The 15,639-nt window shown below is 66.1% G+C and carries 14 protein-coding genes; 12 read left to right on the forward strand and 2 right to left on the reverse strand.

Features of this window, described 5'->3' with window-relative positions:
• Nucleotides 1-43 precede the first annotated feature (43 nt).
• From MFM001_RS09695 to MFM001_RS09715, 5 genes are read left to right on the forward strand one after another with little or no spacing between them, the layout of a single operon-like run.
• Nucleotides 44-847, forward strand: a complete 804-nt coding sequence (locus MFM001_RS09695) for an enoyl-CoA hydratase-related protein (protein ID WP_116375027.1) — start codon at nucleotides 44-46, stop codon at nucleotides 845-847.
• Nucleotides 844-1,563 carry an SDR family NAD(P)-dependent oxidoreductase gene (locus MFM001_RS09700; protein WP_116375028.1) on the forward strand — a complete coding sequence of 240 codons (720 nt, stop codon included), beginning with the start codon at nucleotides 844-846 and terminating at the stop codon, nucleotides 1,561-1,563. Before MFM001_RS09695 ends, MFM001_RS09700 begins: the two co-directional genes overlap by 4 nt.
• Complete coding sequence (locus MFM001_RS09705; RefSeq protein WP_116375029.1) at nucleotides 1,560-2,732, forward strand: acyl-CoA dehydrogenase; 1,173 nt, start codon at nucleotides 1,560-1,562, stop codon at nucleotides 2,730-2,732. Before MFM001_RS09700 ends, MFM001_RS09705 begins: the two co-directional genes overlap by 4 nt.
• Nucleotides 2,729-3,871 carry an acyl-CoA dehydrogenase family protein gene (locus MFM001_RS09710; RefSeq protein ID WP_116375030.1) on the forward strand — a complete coding sequence of 381 codons (1,143 nt, stop codon included), beginning with the start codon at nucleotides 2,729-2,731 and terminating at the stop codon, nucleotides 3,869-3,871. Before MFM001_RS09705 ends, MFM001_RS09710 begins: the two co-directional genes overlap by 4 nt.
• The gene (locus MFM001_RS09715) at nucleotides 3,872-4,501 is read left to right on the forward strand and encodes a TetR/AcrR family transcriptional regulator (protein ID WP_116375031.1); all 630 of its coding nucleotides are present in this window, start codon (nucleotides 3,872-3,874) and stop codon (nucleotides 4,499-4,501) included. It begins immediately after the preceding gene.
• On the opposite strand, the gene kasB is transcribed toward MFM001_RS09715, so the two are convergent.
• Complete coding sequence (gene kasB, locus MFM001_RS09720) at nucleotides 4,502-5,770, reverse strand: 3-oxoacyl-ACP synthase KasB (protein ID WP_116375032.1); 1,269 nt, start codon at nucleotides 5,768-5,770, stop codon at nucleotides 4,502-4,504.
• A 144-nt stretch (nucleotides 5,771-5,914) separates the two neighbouring features.
• Between kasB and MFM001_RS09725 the strand changes: the two genes are divergently transcribed.
• The 7 genes from MFM001_RS09725 to MFM001_RS09755 all read left to right on the forward strand — a co-directional run bounded on the left by MFM001_RS09725 (nucleotide 5,915) and on the right by MFM001_RS09755 (nucleotide 14,434).
• Nucleotides 5,915-7,393, forward strand: coding sequence for a cytochrome P450 (locus MFM001_RS09725; RefSeq protein WP_116375033.1), 1,479 nt, complete (start codon nucleotides 5,915-5,917; stop codon nucleotides 7,391-7,393).
• A gap of 29 nt (nucleotides 7,394-7,422) precedes the next feature.
• Nucleotides 7,423-8,433 carry a YihY/virulence factor BrkB family protein gene (locus MFM001_RS09730; RefSeq protein ID WP_160118005.1) on the forward strand — a complete coding sequence of 337 codons (1,011 nt, stop codon included), beginning with the start codon at nucleotides 7,423-7,425 and terminating at the stop codon, nucleotides 8,431-8,433.
• Between the two features lie 17 nt (nucleotides 8,434-8,450).
• On the forward strand, nucleotides 8,451-8,903 hold the full coding sequence (locus MFM001_RS09735) for a helix-turn-helix domain-containing protein (protein WP_238159061.1): 453 nt from the start codon (nucleotides 8,451-8,453) through the stop codon (nucleotides 8,901-8,903).
• Nucleotides 8,903-9,268: a DUF86 domain-containing protein gene (locus MFM001_RS09740; protein WP_116375036.1), complete on the forward strand. Its 366-nt coding sequence runs from the start codon at nucleotides 8,903-8,905 to the stop codon at nucleotides 9,266-9,268. Before MFM001_RS09735 ends, MFM001_RS09740 begins: the two co-directional genes overlap by 1 nt.
• Before the next feature lie 55 nt (nucleotides 9,269-9,323).
• Nucleotides 9,324-10,181, forward strand: a complete 858-nt coding sequence (locus MFM001_RS09745; protein WP_116375037.1) for an SDR family oxidoreductase — start codon at nucleotides 9,324-9,326, stop codon at nucleotides 10,179-10,181.
• A gap of 62 nt (nucleotides 10,182-10,243) precedes the next feature.
• Nucleotides 10,244-13,030, forward strand: coding sequence for an aminotransferase class I/II-fold pyridoxal phosphate-dependent enzyme (locus MFM001_RS09750; RefSeq protein WP_116375038.1), 2,787 nt, complete (start codon nucleotides 10,244-10,246; stop codon nucleotides 13,028-13,030).
• 6 nt (nucleotides 13,031-13,036) lie between these two features.
• The gene (locus MFM001_RS09755; RefSeq protein ID WP_116375039.1) at nucleotides 13,037-14,434 is read left to right on the forward strand and encodes an NAD(P)/FAD-dependent oxidoreductase; all 1,398 of its coding nucleotides are present in this window, start codon (nucleotides 13,037-13,039) and stop codon (nucleotides 14,432-14,434) included.
• On the opposite strand, the gene MFM001_RS09760 is transcribed toward MFM001_RS09755, so the two are convergent.
• Nucleotides 14,431-15,564, reverse strand: a complete 1,134-nt coding sequence (locus tag MFM001_RS09760) for a 1,4-beta-xylanase (protein WP_116375040.1) — start codon at nucleotides 15,562-15,564, stop codon at nucleotides 14,431-14,433. The genes MFM001_RS09755 and MFM001_RS09760 overlap by 4 nt on opposite strands.
• Nucleotides 15,565-15,639: the final 75 nt, after the last annotated feature.

Below are 15,639 nucleotides of genomic sequence, written 5' to 3' on the forward strand. Positions count from 1 at the left end.
CCGGCCTTGACCGAGGCTCAAGCTGAATATAGATTCGTCCAGAATGAATGCTGATTCACCCTATGAGGACATCACCTACGAGATCGATGCCGCCGCCGCGGTCATCACGATCAACCGGCCGGAGCGCTACAACGCGTTCCGCGGGAAAACCGTCGAGGAATTGGTCAAGGCGTTCCGGGCGGCGTGGGCCGACAACCGCGTGTCGGCGATCATCCTGACCGGCGCCGGCGACAAGGCGTTCTGCACCGGCGGCGACGTCAAGCAGCGCGCGGAGACCGGCGACTACGGACCCACCGACAGCGGCATGTTCGAAATCGGCTACTTGCACAAGCTGATTCGCGATGTGCCCAAACCAGTGATCGCCGCGGTCAACGGGGTCGCGGTCGGCGGGGGCCATGTGCTGCATGTGCTGTGCGACCTGAGCATCGCGGCCGAGAACGCGACGTTCGGACAAGCGGGGCCGCGGGTCGGGTCGTTCGACGCCGGGTTCGGGTCGGCGTATCTGGCGCGCGTGGTCGGCGAAAAGCGGGCCCGGGAGATGTGGTTCTTGTGCCGCCGCTACGACGCCGCCACCGCCGAACGTTGGGGGCTGGTCAACTACGTGGTGCCCGCCGAGAAGTTGATGACCGAGGCCAAGGCCATTGCGGCGGAGATCAGCGAGAAGAGCCCGACCGCGCTGCGGTTCCTCAAGCAGTCGTTCAACGCCGACACCGATCACCAGGCCGGCCTGTCCAATCTGGCCATGTCGGCGCTGGAGATCTTCGTGCACACCGACGAAGGTATGGAGGGGGCGCGGGCATTCGCCGAGAAGCGGCCCGCCGACTTCGGGAGGTACGTGACGGCATGAAACTCGCACTGGTCACCGGCGCCGGGTCGGGCATCGGCAGGGCAATCGCGCTGGGCTTCGCCGCCCAGGGTGACCGGGTCATTGCCGCCGACCTCGATCTCGCGGCGGCTGAAGCCACCGCCAAGGAATACCCCGACTTGATCACTGCGCTGCCGGTCGACGTCGCCGACCGCGCCCAGGTGGATGCACTGCGCGACCGCGCACCCGGGGTGCCCAACGTCGTCGTCAACGCCGCCGGCTGGGATCGCACCGACCAATTCCTCAACGCCACAACCGAATTCGCGGAGAAGGTGGTGGCCATCAACTACCTTGGCCCGGTGCACGTGTGCAGCGCGTTCCTGCCCGGCATGATCGAGGCCGGCGGCGGCGGACGCGTGATCAACCTGGCCAGCGACGCCGGAAGGGTCGGCAGCGCCGGAGAAACCATCTACGCCGGCGCGAAGGGCGGCGTGATCGCGCTGACCAAGTCGCTGGCCCGGGAGATGGCCCGCCACCAGATCACCGTCAACTGCGTATGCCCGGGCCCGACCGACACCCCGTTGTTCGCGGCCCAACCGGAAAAGCTGAGAGAGGCTCTGGTCAAAGCGATTCCGTTTCGCCGGCTGGCCCGGCCGGAGGAGGTGGCCGCGCCGGTGCTGTTCTTTGCCTCCGATGCCGCGTCGTTCATCACCGGGCAGGTGATCAGCGTCAGCGGCGGCCTTACGATGGCCGGATGATGAGCTTCGACCCGCTGGACCCCTTGGCGCTGGACACGTTGCTGTCCGACGACGAGATCGCGGTGCGCGACACGGTGCGGCAGTTCTGCGCCGAGCACGTCACCCCGTACGTCGCCGACTGGTTCGAGGCCGGCGACCTGCCGGTGGCCCGCGAGCTGGCCAAGCAGTTCGGCGAACTCGGCCTGCTGGGCATGCACCTGAAAGGCTACGGCTGCGGCGGCGCGTCGGCGGTGCACTACGGGCTGGCCTGTACCGAACTGGAAGCCGCCGACTCGGGCATCCGGTCGCTGGTAAGCGTGCAGGGGTCGCTGGCCATGTTCGCGATCTGGAACAACGGCTCGGAGGAACAAAAGCAGCAGTGGCTGCCCGGCATGGCCGCCGGCGAGCTGCTGGGTTGCTTCGGGCTGACCGAACCCGACATCGGCTCCGACCCGGCGGCGATGAAAACCCGTGCGCGACGCGACGGTTCGGACTGGGTGCTCAACGGCCGCAAGATGTGGATCACCAACGGCACGGTGGCCGACGTCGCGATCGTGTGGGCGGCCACCGACGACGGCATCCGGGGATTCATCGTCCCCACCGACACACCGGGGTTCAGCGCCAACACGATTCACCACAAACTCTCGCTGCGCGCCTCGATCACATCCGAGTTGGTGCTCGACGACGTGCGGCTGCCGCACGACGCGATGCTGCCCGAGGCAAAAGGCCTGCGGGGACCGCTGGCGTGTCTGTCCGAGGCGCGCTACGGCATCATCTGGGGCTCGATGGGCGCCGCGCGCTCGGCCTGGCAGGCCGCGCTCGACTACGCCTCGCAGCGCACCCAATTCGGCCGGCCCATCGCGGGTTTCCAGTTGACACAGGCCAAGCTCGTGGACATGGCAGTGGAACTGCACAAGGGCCAGTTGCTCTCGCTGCACCTGGGCCGGCTCAAGGACAGCGCCGGGCTGCGCCCCGAGCAGGTCAGCTTCGGCAAGCTCAACAACACCCGCGAGGCGATCGAAATCTGCCGCACCGCACGAACCATATTGGGCGGCAACGGGATATCTCTGGAATACCCGGTGATCCGGCACATGGTCAACCTGGAGTCGGTGCTGACCTACGAAGGCACCCCGGAGATGCATCAGCTGATCCTCGGCCAGGCGATCACCGGCATGGATGCGTTCCGATGACCCTGACCTACACGCCCGAGCATCACCAGTTCCGCGAACTAGTACGCGGTTTCGTGCAGCAGACCGTCGTGCCGGCTCACGAGGCCTGGGAGAAGGCCGGCTGCGTGGACCGCTCCCTGTTCACCGAGGCCGGCAAGCTTGGGCTGCTTGGATTTTCGGTGCCCGAGGAGTTCGGCGGGCCCGGTGTCGACGACTTTCGTTACAACGCAATCCTGGTCGACGAGCTGCAGCGGGCGGGAGCCGCGGCCGAGGCCGTCGGCTTGTCGCTGCAAAACGACATCGTGCTGCCCTATCTCACCGACCTGACCACCGCCGAGCAGAAACAGCGCTGGCTGCCGGGTGTCGTGACCGGCGAGACGATCATCGGCATCGCGATGACCGAGCCGGGTACCGGCAGCGACCTGGCGGGGATCCGCACCACCGCCGTGCGCGACGGCGACAACTATGTCGTGAACGGCGCAAAAACCTTTATTTCCAACGGGCAGATCGGCGACTTGTTCGTCGTCGCGGTACGCACCGGCCCCGATCGGCACAAGGGGCTCTCACTGCTGGTCGTCGACCCCAACACGCCTGGTTTCTCCCGTGGCCGCAACCTCGAGAAGATCGGGCTGCACGCCCAGGACACCAGCGAGCTGAGCTTCACCGACATGCGGGTTCCGGTCGAGAACCTGCTCGGGGAGGAAGGCCGCGGCTTCTATCAGTTGATGAACAACCTTCCCCAGGAACGGCTTTCGCTGGCGGTCGGCGCAATCGGCGCGGCCGAAGGAGTGCTGGCCGAGACACTGGAGTACGTGCGTGGCCGGCAGGCGTTCGGCTCACCGATCGCCGGCCTGCAGAACACCCAATTCGTGCTCGCCGAGCTGGCCACCGAAATCGACGTTGCCCGAACCTATCTCGACGACTGCATCGCCGAACACCTGAACGGCGAGCTCACTGCCGCACGGGCCGCCCGGCTGAAATGGTGGACCACCGAGCTGCAGGTGCGCGTCGCCGACCGCTGCCTGCAGTTGCATGGCGGATACGGCTACATGCGCGAATACCCGGTGTCGCGGGCGTTCGTCGACGCGCGCATCCAGACCATCTACGGCGGCACCACCGAGATCATGAAGACGATCATCGCCAAGGACCTGGGCCTGTAGATGGCCACCGATTATGCCGATCTGCCGGTCGAAGAGGCGGTGCGCGCCGCCCGGACCAGCTCGCGGCGGCGCCAACTGCTCGACGCCGCGGTCAAAGTCATGGGGCAGAAGGGCTTTCACCAGATGTCCATGCAGGATCTTGCGGCCGAGGCCAACGTCAGCGTCGGGCTGATCTACAAGTACTTCGGCGGCAAAGAAGATCTGCTGCTGGCCACCATCGTGCGCATCCAGGACGCCTTCCGCGACCAGCTCGCGCCGGTGATGGCGGCCGCCGGTGACGACGCCGTCGCGCAGTTGAGCGCCGGGATCCGGCGCTACATCGAGATCGTCGACGAAAACCTGGACGCGGTGGTGCTGACCTACCGGGAAAGCCGCACTCTGGATGCGGCGGGACGCGCGCAGATCAAGGAGCTCGAGATCGCCACCGCCGCGCCGCTACGTTCGGCGATCGAGGCGGGTATCGCCGACGGCACCTTCGGCGACGTCGACGTCGACCTGGCGGTGTTCGACATCATGCTGCTCGCGCACGGATGGGCCTTGAAACAATGGCATTTCGGGCCCAACTACACCCTCGACGACTACATCCGGCTGCAGACCCGCCATGTGCTCGGCTGGCTGACCGCGCGCTGATCAGTACTTCCCGAATGCCAGCGCCACGTTGTGGCCGCCGAAACTGAACGAGTCGTTGATCGCGTAGCGGTAGTCGCCCGTACGCGCCTCCCCCGCCACGACGTCCAGGTCGATCTCCGGATCGAGGGTGTGCAGGTTGCGCGTCGGCGGGATGACGCCGTCGCGCAGCGCCAGCACCGTCAGGATCGACTCCACCGCGCCGGCCGCGCCGATCGAATGGCCCAGCGCCGCCTTGGGCGCGTACACCGCCGGCCGGTGGGTACCGAACGCGTTGTTGATCGCCTTGCCTTCGGCCGGGTCCCCGACCACGGTGCCGGTGGCGTGGGCGTTGACGTGGTCGATGTCGGTCGGGCTCAGACCTGCGAGCTGGATCGCCCGCGTGATCGCCTGCCCGGCCCGCACCCCGTTGGGATCGGGTGCGACGACGTGGTAGCCGTCCGAGGTGATCGCCGCGCCCATCAGCCGCGCAAGGATGGGGGCGCCGCGGGCTTTCGCGTGGTCCTCGGTCTCGACCACCAGCAGTGCGCCCGCTTCGCCGAACACGAAGCCGTCGCGGTCCTTGTCGAACGGGCGGCAGGCGCCGGCCGGGTCGTCGTTGTTGGTCGACAGGATGCCCATCTGGCTGAACGCCGCGATGGGCACCGCCTCGATGCGGGTCTCGACGCCGCCGCAGATCGCGATGTCGGCCTCGCCGAGCACGATCTGCTGCCAGGCCCGCGCGACGGCCTCGGCCCCGGAGGCGCACGCCGACACCGGCGTGATGATCCCGGCCCTCGCCTTGTGTTCCAGCCCCACCCATGCGCTGCCCGAGTTGGGCATCATCATCAGCACGCCCACCGGGTTGACGGCCCTCAGGCCGCGCGCACGAATGTCGTCGTAGCCGAAGACCATTTCCTCGGTCGAGCCCATCGCGGTGCCGATGGACACCATCAACCGGTTGGGATCGACCTCCGGCGCGCCGGCGTTGGTCCACACTCGCCGGCCGAGCACCACGGAGATCTTCTGCAGGAACAACATTCGGCGAAGCTCCACCCGGTTCAGCTCGGCGTCGAAATCCTCGAGCAGGCGCCCGCCGATACGCACCGGGGCGTCGAACTGCTCGACGAACGGGTCATCGAGCTTGCGGATGCCGCTCTGGCCGTCCAGCAGCTTTTTCCAGGTGCCGTCGACGTCGGTCGCCAGGGGCGTTGTCATCGCGACACCGGTGACGACGACATCGGGGAAACCATCGCCCGTCGAGAATCCGGCGACCGCGTTGCTTGGTTCCATTCCAGGCCTCTCCTTGGACGTTCCGCCGCATCCGCTTACCCAAGGTCTAATACCCACGACCGTAGACCTGCTTACCGATCACGTCTGGATTCGGCGCCGAACCAGCGGTACCGTATACCGGAGGTACCGGGAAGCGAGTGGCCTATGCACGCTGAACTCCATCCGCCGCGCTGGGCGCCGACCTTCGTCCGCTGGCAGCACACGAGGGTCGGCTGGATCAAGGCGTGGCGCTTGGCGTTGGCCGGGATCTGGGCCGGCTACCGGCACACCATCTTCGACTACGCCGCGCGGCTGCCCGGCCAGGACGACATCATCGTGGCCCGCGCCCCGCTGGCCAAGTTCGTGGTCGTACGCAACCCCGACATCGCCCGCCACGTCCTGGTGTCCAACCAGGACAACTACGCCAAGAGCGCCGAATATGACCTTCTGGCCGTGGCTTTCGGGCGCGGACTGGTCACCGACCTGAACGACGAGCTCTGGCAGCGCAACCGCCGGCTGGTGCAGCCGATCTTCGCCAAGCGCAACGTCGACGCACTCGCCCCGCAGATGACCGCGGCCGCCGTCGCCGCCGCAGAGCGGTGGCAAGCACAGGCCAGTCCGCTCGATATCGCGGCCGAGATGAACTACATCACGATGGACGTCATCGCCCGCACCATGTTCGGCATCGATTTGACCGGCGAGCTGGCCGAGCAGATGCGCGTCGACTTCGCCCGGCTGCTCACGATTTTCGGCTACGGATTCATCGGCGGAGGGTCACGGCCGCTGCGCTGGATTGCCGACCGGTTGCGCTCGCCGCGGCTGGCCATCAACGCGTTGCGCTGGGAGGCAGCGGTATTCGCGCCGCGCACGGTGCTGGGGCTGCGCCGCATCGAGCATTTCCTCGATCGTCTGATCGCCGACTACCGCAGCGGCAAGCTGGCCGGGACGGACAACCTGCTGGCCCTGCTGATGGCCGCCGAAGACCCGGAAACCGGCTACCGTTACAGCGACCTGGAGATCCGCGACGAGCTGATGACCTTCCTGGGCGCCGGCTTCGAAACCACCGCAGCCGCGTTGGCCTGGACGTGGTACCTGCTCAGCGAAAACCCCGATGCCAGAGCAGAACTCGGGCGCGAGCTCGACGAGGTACTGGGCGGCCGCGAACCCACGGCCGACGACGTCGACAACCTGCCGTGGACGCAGGCGGTGGTCGCCGAGGCGATGCGCCGCTACCCGCCGATCATGGGATTGGCCCGGGTGGCAAAGGGCGACGACGTCCTGGGCGACTACCCGATCAAGGCCGGCACCACCGTCGCCGTCCTCATCCACGGCGTCCATCACAACGAACGCTTCTGGAGCGATCCGTACACGTTCGATCCGGCACGGTTCTTGAAGGAGACCTTCGAGCCGCGGCAACGGCGCGCGCACATCCCGTTCGGGGCGGGCAAACGAATGTGTGTGGCCTCCGGGTTCGCCACGCTGGAGGCCACCCTGATCGTCGCGACGCTGGCCCAGCGCTTCGAGCTCGACCTGGTTCCCGGCCAACGGTTACGCCGGGAGCTGACGTTCACCGGCGGGCCCGACGGCGCCCTGCTGATGTCGCCGAAATCCCGCCGCTACGAACGCGCCTCGAAGCGAGCCTAACCGCGACACTTTCTGGGTATGCCCAGTGCGTGAACCCGATTGAACGCGCCGCCCGCGGCTTCGACGGGTGGCAGCAGCGACACCCGGTGGTCGGGTTTCCGATCGCGGTGGTGAAGAAGTTCAGCGACGACCAGGCCGGCTATCACGTCTCGCTGCTGGCGTACTACAGCTTTGTCGCGGCTTTCCCGCTGCTGCTAGCACTGACGGCCATTGCCGGCGTGGTGCTGCGCTCGCATCCGAAACTCCAAGAGCGCCTGGTGAATTCGGCGTTTGCCGAATTTCCCATCGTCGGCGGACAGATCCACCAGCAGCTCGGGGTAGCCAACTTCGGCAACTCTTTATCGCTGACCATCGGCATTATCGGCTCGCTGTACGGTGCCCGCGGCTTCGCGTATTCCCTACAGAACACGCTCAATACGCTCTGGGCGGTGCCCAAGGTCGACTGGCCCGGGTTCCCCAACAGGTATGTGCGCACGGTCGGGACGCTGTTGTTGATGGGGCTGATCGTCGTGGTGACCGGCGCGTCGAGTGCGGCCGCGGTGAAGGCGGCGTCGTTGGGCTTCGACGGCTTGGCCGCGCGGACCGTCAGTTTCGTCGTCGGCACCGCGCTGGGCACCGGGTTTTTTCTGGCGCTGTTCCGGGTCGCGGCGTGCGGGGCGGTGTCCACCCGCGCGATGGTGCCCGGCGCCGCGATCAGCGCCGCGGCGTGGCAGGTGCTGCTGACCGTGGCCGGTGTGGTGGTCGCGCATCAGCTGCGGCACGCCCAGGCGGTGGCCGGGTTCTTCGGTGTGGTGCTGGGGCTGCTGGCGTGGCTGGCGCTGCAGGCGACGGTGATCGTCTATGCGATCGAGATCGACGTGGTCCGGGTCAACCGGCTCTGGCCGCGCAGCATCGTGCAGCCGCCGCTGATCGAGGCGGACAAGGAGTACTACACCAAGGCGCTGCGCACCGAAACGCGCCGCCCCGAACAGCGGCTCGACATCGCCTACGAATCCGACGAAGAAGACCCAGGCCCGTCGAGCCCGACCGACATACCATAGCTGGTATATTCAATTATGTGAGTGCCGAACGCATTCGGGCCCTTCGTGAACGGGCCGCAATGACCCAGGCGCAACTCGCCGACGCCACCGGCATCGCGCAACCGCACCTGTCCGCCTACGAAAGCGGAGCACGGACGGTGACCCAGCGAGTCTTGGACATGATCGAGGAGGCGACGCGGGTGCGCCCATCGGAACTGGTGCGTCGACACCGCAACGAGATCCGCACCCTTGCCCGCAAGTACGGCGCAGACAACCCGAGGGTGTTCGGTTCGGTCGCGCGCGGAACGGACACCCCCGATAGTGACATCGACCTGGTGGTGAGGTTTCGCCCGGATGCGTCGCTGGGCGATGTTGCCCTCCTGCAGCATGACTTGCGCGAACTGCTCGGCGTGCCGGTCGAAGTCATCAGCGAGGGTGCCCTGCAGGGGCGGTTCGGTCAGCGAGTCGCGGCGGACGCGGTGCCCGTCTGATGCCGTCGCGCACCGGCCGCGATTATCTTGTGGACAAATATGGCGATCGTCTCGTTGACCGACTCGATGATCTCTGCGAATTCTGCGGGGAGGCAGCTGAATTGGTGGCCGACGGCCGGGAGCGCTTGTTGACGCAGTGGCGCCAGCAACGGGCGGCAGAGGCCGTTCTCGGCCGCATCGGCGAGACCGCTTCCCGTCTACCTTCCGAGTTTCGCGAAGAGTATCCCGCTGCGCCCTGGCAGCAGATCATCGGCGTACGGATCATCACCGATCACAAGTACAGGGCCCTCGACTACCAGCAGGTCTGGATCTCTCTCACCCAGGCTGCGGTGTTGAAGCGCTATGTCGAGGAGATACTGGGCTAGCGCCCACTGGGCACACCCTTCCGAGCCAAACTTGACACCTGTAAAGTCGCTGGCCATGGACAACATCAGGGGTAAGACCGTGGTCATCACCGGTGCTGCCCGCGGTATCGGGTACGCGACGGCCAAGGCGCTGCTGGCGCGCGGCGCGCGGGTGGTCATCGGGGACCGCGACGTCGACGTCCTCGAGCAGGCCGTCAAAGACATCAGCAGCCTGGGCTCGGTGTCGGGACATCCGCTCGACGTCACCGACCGCGAGTCGTTTGCCGCGTTCCTCGACAAGGCACGCGCCGACGGCGGTGGACACATCGACGTGCTGATCAACAACGCCGGGGTGATGCCGGTCGGCCCGTTCCTCGAGCTGTCGCAGGACGCGATCCGCTCGTCGATCGAAGTCAACTTCTACGGCGTGCTCACCGGCTGCCAGCTGGTGCTGCCCGAGATGGTCAAGCGGCGCAGCGGGCACATCGTCAACATCGCGTCGATGGCCGGCATGGTGGCGGTGCCGGGCCAAGTGGTCTACGCCGGCACCAAGTTCGCGGTCGTCGGGCTGTCCTCCGCGATGGCCGACGAATTCGCCCCGCAGGGCGTCGACGTCACCGCCGTGCTGCCGACATTCACCAACACCGAATTGATTTCGGGCACCCACACCACCGCCGCGACCAAGCCGGTGCAACCCGAAGACGTCGCCGCCGCGATCGTCAAAGTGCTCGACAAGCCGAAACCTCAAGTGTCCGTGCCGGGTTCGTCGAGGGTCATCGCCATCCTGACGATGTTGCTGCCGGCGCGCGGCCGCCGGTGGCTGGGCAAGAAGATGGGCACCGACACGGTTTTCCTCGATCTCGACAGCACCGCCCGCGCGGCTTATGAGAACCGTGCCCAACACGCGACAGGCGTCGTCGAGCACAAGGACTAGCCAAAACGGCGCTTGCAGTGCGGCGTCGGCATAGCCTGGTCCCATAGGGGCTGGAGGCTGACATGGCTGACGTAAATCCGCACGCGTACAACACCGCATGGCAATTCCGCGCCGACGCCTGGTGCCGCCTCGAAGAAGCAAGCAGGCGGCTTTCGATCACCGCGGCGCGCGGCAACGATCTGACGGAATTGACCGACCTGGTCGAGGGACTGCTGTCGCAGCTGCGGCCGTTCGAACGCTACTGGGCATTCCCGGGCATCCACGTTTTCGGGCAGACCCACCGCCTGTTTGCCACCGGCGCCTACGAAATGTTCGGCAGGGCCGTCTCCAAGATCAACCGGGCGCTGGTCACCGAGTCCTACCGCAGCGGGCTGGTGACCTCACCGCTGGAGAGCGACAGCGAGACACTGGGCGCCGACGAGGGTTCCCTCGAGGTGCTCGGGCTGCACCGTTCCGGCCGCCCGTATTTCGAGTTGCTGATCGTCGCGACCATGACCGAGGCGCAAGAACGCGCGCTGCGCAACGAGATTCACGCCCGCCGCCGCCCGGACGACGCGTTCGTCTACGAGATCGTGGTCGTCGGCAGCGGCGACGAGGCGGTGATCGCCGCCCGGCTCAACGCCAGCGTGCAGGCGTGTGCGATCACCCGGCGGTTCGCGCACCGCTCGCGCCGCGACCTGTCGGCCCTGTCGCATTTCGTGGACGCGCACATCGCCGAGGACCTGGCGGAGCACTCACCCGAAGAGCGGGCCGCGATTCTGGCCAACGCCATCAAGGACAGCCGCCCCGAGATCGACATGTACCTGATCACCGAGCTCGAGGTGGAGGACGTCGCCGCCCGGCTCGGCCATCATTTCCGTCGCGTCTTCCACGGCGGGGAGGCCGGACTGGACCAGCACCTGTCGCTGCTGGAGGGCATCGCCGCGCGCTACCGAACCCCGTTCTTCTCCGCGCTGCGTGAATACAGCCACCGACCCACGGGGGTGTTCCACGCGCTGCCGATCTCGCAGGGCAAGTCGATCGTCGGCTCGCACTGGATCTCCGACATGATCGACTTCTACGGGCTGGAGGTGTTCCTGGCCGAAACGTCGGCCACCTGCGGCGGGCTCGACTCGCTGCTGGAGCCCACCGGACCGCTGCGCGAGGCGCAGGCACTGGCGGCCCGCACGTTCGGATCCCGGCACACCTACTTCGTCACCAACGGCACCTCGACCGCCAACAAGATCGTCGAGCAGGCGCTGGTGGCGCCGGGCGACATCGTGCTGGTCGACCGCAACTGTCACCAGTCGCACCACTATGGGCTGATGATGGCCGGCGCGCAGGTCACCTATCTGGATGCCTATCCGCTCAACCAGTATTCGATGTACGGCGCGGTGCCGCTGCACGAGATCAAATCCCGGCTGCTGGCGCTGCGGTCCGCCGGAAAACTGGACCGGGTCAAGCTGTTGACGCTGACCAACTGCACGTTCGACGGCATCGTCTACGACGTCGAGCGGGTGATGGAGGAATGCCTGGCGATCAAGCCCGATCTCGTATTCCTTTGGGACGAAGCATGGTTCGCGTTCGCCCGGTTCCACCACGTGTACCGCAAGCGCACGGCGATGCACGCGGCGGCTGCCATCCGCGAGCGGCTGCGCTCACCGGAATACCGCAAGGCCTACCACGACTACGCCGAGAAGATGGCAGGCGCCGACGACGAGACGCTGCGCAGCACCCGCCTGCTGCCCGACCCGGCCAGCGCGCGGGTGCGGGTGTACGCGACGCAGTCCACCCACAAGACCCTGACCTCGCTGCGGCAGGGATCGATGATCCATGTCTACGACCAGGATTTCGACCAGAAGGTCGAAGAGCCGTTCCACGAGGCGTACATGGCGCACACCTCCACGTCGCCGAACTACCAGGTGCTCGCCTCGCTGGACATCGGGCGGCGCCAGGCCGACCTGGAGGGCGTAGAGCTGGTGCAAAAGCAGGTCGAAAACGCGATGCAGCTGCGCGACGCGATCGACAAGCACCCGCTGCTGAGCCGCTACATGCATTGCCTGTCGACGGGCGAGATGATTCCGTCTCAGTTCCGTCCCTCCGGTCTCGACCAGCCGCTGCGTACCGGGCTGCGCAACATGGCCACCGCGTGGGAGCAGGACGAATTCGTGCTCGATCCCAGCCGGATCACGCTGTACATCGGCAACACCGGGATCGACGGCGACACGTTCAAACGTGCTCAGTTGATGGACCGTTACGGTGTGCAGATCAACAAGACGTCGCGCAACACCGTGCTGTTCATGACCAACATCGGCACCACCCGCAGCTCGGTGGCCTACCTGGTGGAGGTCTTGGTCAACCTCGCGCGAGAGCTCGACGAGAAGATCGCCGACATGAGCCTGACGGATCGCTCGCATCACGAGCGGGCGGTGCTGCGGCTGACTAGTCCGTCGGCGCCGTTGCCGGACTTCAGCGGATTCCATTCGTGTTTCACCGAACACGACGACGGCAACGAGTCGACCCCGGACGGTGATGTGCGACGAGCGTTTTACCTCGGCTATGACGACACGTTCTGCGAGTACCTGTCCGCCGACGAGGTGGAGGAGCGGATGGAGTCCGGGCAACAGGTCGTCTCGGCCACCTTCGTCACCCCGTATCCACCGGGATTCCCGATTCTGGTGCCCGGACAAGTCTTCAGCCGGCAGATCCTGTCGTTCATTCGCGCGCTGGACACCAAGGAAATCCATGGCTACAAGCCACATCTGGGCTTCCGGGTGTTCACCGCCAAAGCGATGGAGATGGCCGAGGCCAGCGTTCGCCCATGGAGTCGACTCGGCAAAGCCAGCGCTGCCGCCGCCGAAATCGCCTGAGAGAGGATGAATATGCCGACTGCCGACCAGCGTCACCGTGTCGTCGTCATCGGATCGGGATTCGGCGGCCTGGCCGCGGCCAAGGCCTTGAAGCGCGCCGACGTCGACGTCACACTGATCTCCAAGACCACCAGCCATCTGTTCCAGCCGCTGCTGTATCAGGTGGCCACGGGCATCCTGTCCGAAGGGGAGATCGCACCCACCACCCGGCTCGTGTTGCGCAAACAACGCAATGTCCGGGTGCTGCTCGGCGATGTCGAAGGGATCGACCTTCAGGCCAACACCGTCACCTCGAGGCTGATGACCACGCACACGGTCACGCCCTTCGACAGCCTCATCGTCGCCGCCGGTGCTCAGCAGTCCTATTTCGGCAACGACCATTTCGCCACCTACGCGCCGGGCATGAAGACCATCGACGACGCACTGGAGCTGCGCGGCCGCATCCTCGGCGCATTCGAGGCGGCCGAAGTCACCACCGATCATGCCGAACGCGAAAGACGGCTGACGTTCGTCGTCATCGGTGCGGGGCCCACCGGCGTCGAATTGGCCGGGCAGATCGCCGAACTCGCCGAGCGCACCTTGGCCGGGGCATTTCGCACCATCAACCCGAGCGAGTGCCGGGTGATCTTGCTGGACGCAGCCCCGGCGGTGCTGCCGCCGATGGGCGAGAAGCTCGGTCTGAAAGCCCAACGGCGGCTGGAGAAGATGGGCGTCGAGATCCAGCTCAACGCAATGGTGACCAACGTCGACTACCAAGGCATCACCATCAAGGAGAAGGACGGCACCGAGCGCCGCATCGACTGCGCCTGCAAGGTGTGGTCCGCAGGTGTTCAGGCCAGCCCGCTGGGCAAGATGATCGCCGCGCAGTCCGACGGGACCGAGACGGACCGTGCCGGACGCGTGGTCGTCGAACCCGATCTGACGGTCAAGGGTCACCCGTACGTCTTCGTTGTCGGCGATCTGATGGCGGTGCCCGGCGTGCCCGGGATGGCGCAGGGCGCACTCCAGGGTGCCCACTATGCGACCAAGTGCATCAAACGCGCGCTGAAGGGCCACGACGATCCGGCCCAGCGCAAGCCGTTCGAGTACTTCGACAAGGGCAGCATGGCAACGGTTTCCCGGTTCAGCGCCGTCGCGCAGGTGGGCAAACTCGAGTTCGGTGGCTTCATCGCGTGGCTGGCCTGGCTGGTGCTGCACCTGTACTACCTGGTGGGCCACAAGAATCGCTTCACTACCGTCATCGCCTGGTTCATCACGTTCCTCGGTCACGGCCGCGGCCAGATGGCGATCACCAGCCAGATGATCTATGCCAGGCAGGCGATGCAACAGCTTCAGGCGGGACAACAGGGAGCATTGGCGGCCGCCGAAGAAGCCGAAGAAGCCGAGCAGGAGGCGGCCGGCTAAGAGGGCTGTGCGGTGCTCAGCGACCGAATCGATTGGATTTCGTTGGCCTGGAAGGGCCTGCCGTCGGGTCGCAGCAAGTCGTGAAACCATACCTTCGGTACCGACGTGTACGGCTGATTCCACGAGTCCCACGGGAAGTAGGTCTGGGTCTTGCCCGCGACCAAGCCCCAGTTGAAGGCGCCGACGTTGTGCCGCTTGGCAATTGGCAGGATGCCTTCGACGGTGCTGCCCAGCGTCCGGGCCATGTACTCGGTGCACAGGATCGGCCGGCCCAGCGGCGTGAGCTCGGCGATGCGGCTCTCGAAGGTCGCCGGTTTGCCATAGCTGTGGAACGTGATCACGTCGGAGTTGTCGAGCTGGATGTTGGCGATTGTGCTGCGGCTGGAGGGATCTGCCCACTCGCCGTCCCACACTCCGCTGGTCAGCGGTTGACCGGGATTGACCGAACGCGCCCAGCCGAACACCTGCGGAAGCAGGTTGGCGACAAGCTGGATCTTGTCGCTCCGCTCAGTCGAGCGGTATTGATTGGCGGGGTTGTCGGGTTCATTCCACAGGTCCCAACCCAAGACGCGGTCGTCGTTGCGGAATTGCGCCAACACTCCGGTGACATAGGCCTGCAGGGTCGGAAGGTAGGCGCGGTCGTCGAGGCGTTCGGCGCCCGGGCTTTGCACCCAACCGGAGTTGTGCACGCCGGGCTTCGGTGCGTGCTGCAGGCCCGCTCGGGGCTGAGGATCCCAACACGAGTCGAACAGCACGAAGAGCGGCTTGATCCGATGGCGCGCCGCAATGTTGACGAACTGGGCCAGCCGAAGCTGGAACGCCTGCCTGTCTTGGGCCCAAAGCTGATCGTGCAAGAACACCCGCACCGAGTTGAGTCCGTGAAATCTCGCCCAGCCCAACTCGGTATCGATACGCCGCGGGTCATAGGTGCCGGCCTGAAACATCTCGAGCTGGTTGATCGCGGTCGAGGTGATGTAGTTGGCACCGACGGGCCAACCTTGCGCTTGATACCAGCGGTTGGCACGGTCCACCGACCAGCGATTGAGTTCCGCAGCGACGCGCGGTGTTGGGGCCAATGCAGTACCTGCTGCGATGAGGAGCGGTAGCTTCAGGACCGTTCGACGGTACACGAAGTGACCATAAGTTGCCCGAGGGGGCGTCCCCGGTATTTGCCGAGCGCGTCGCGTGGATTGTTATACGGCGCC

Origin of the sequence: Mycobacterium sp. MFM001, assembly GCF_003402475.1 — a bacterium.
GTDB lineage: Bacteria > Actinomycetota > Actinomycetes > Mycobacteriales > Mycobacteriaceae > Mycobacterium.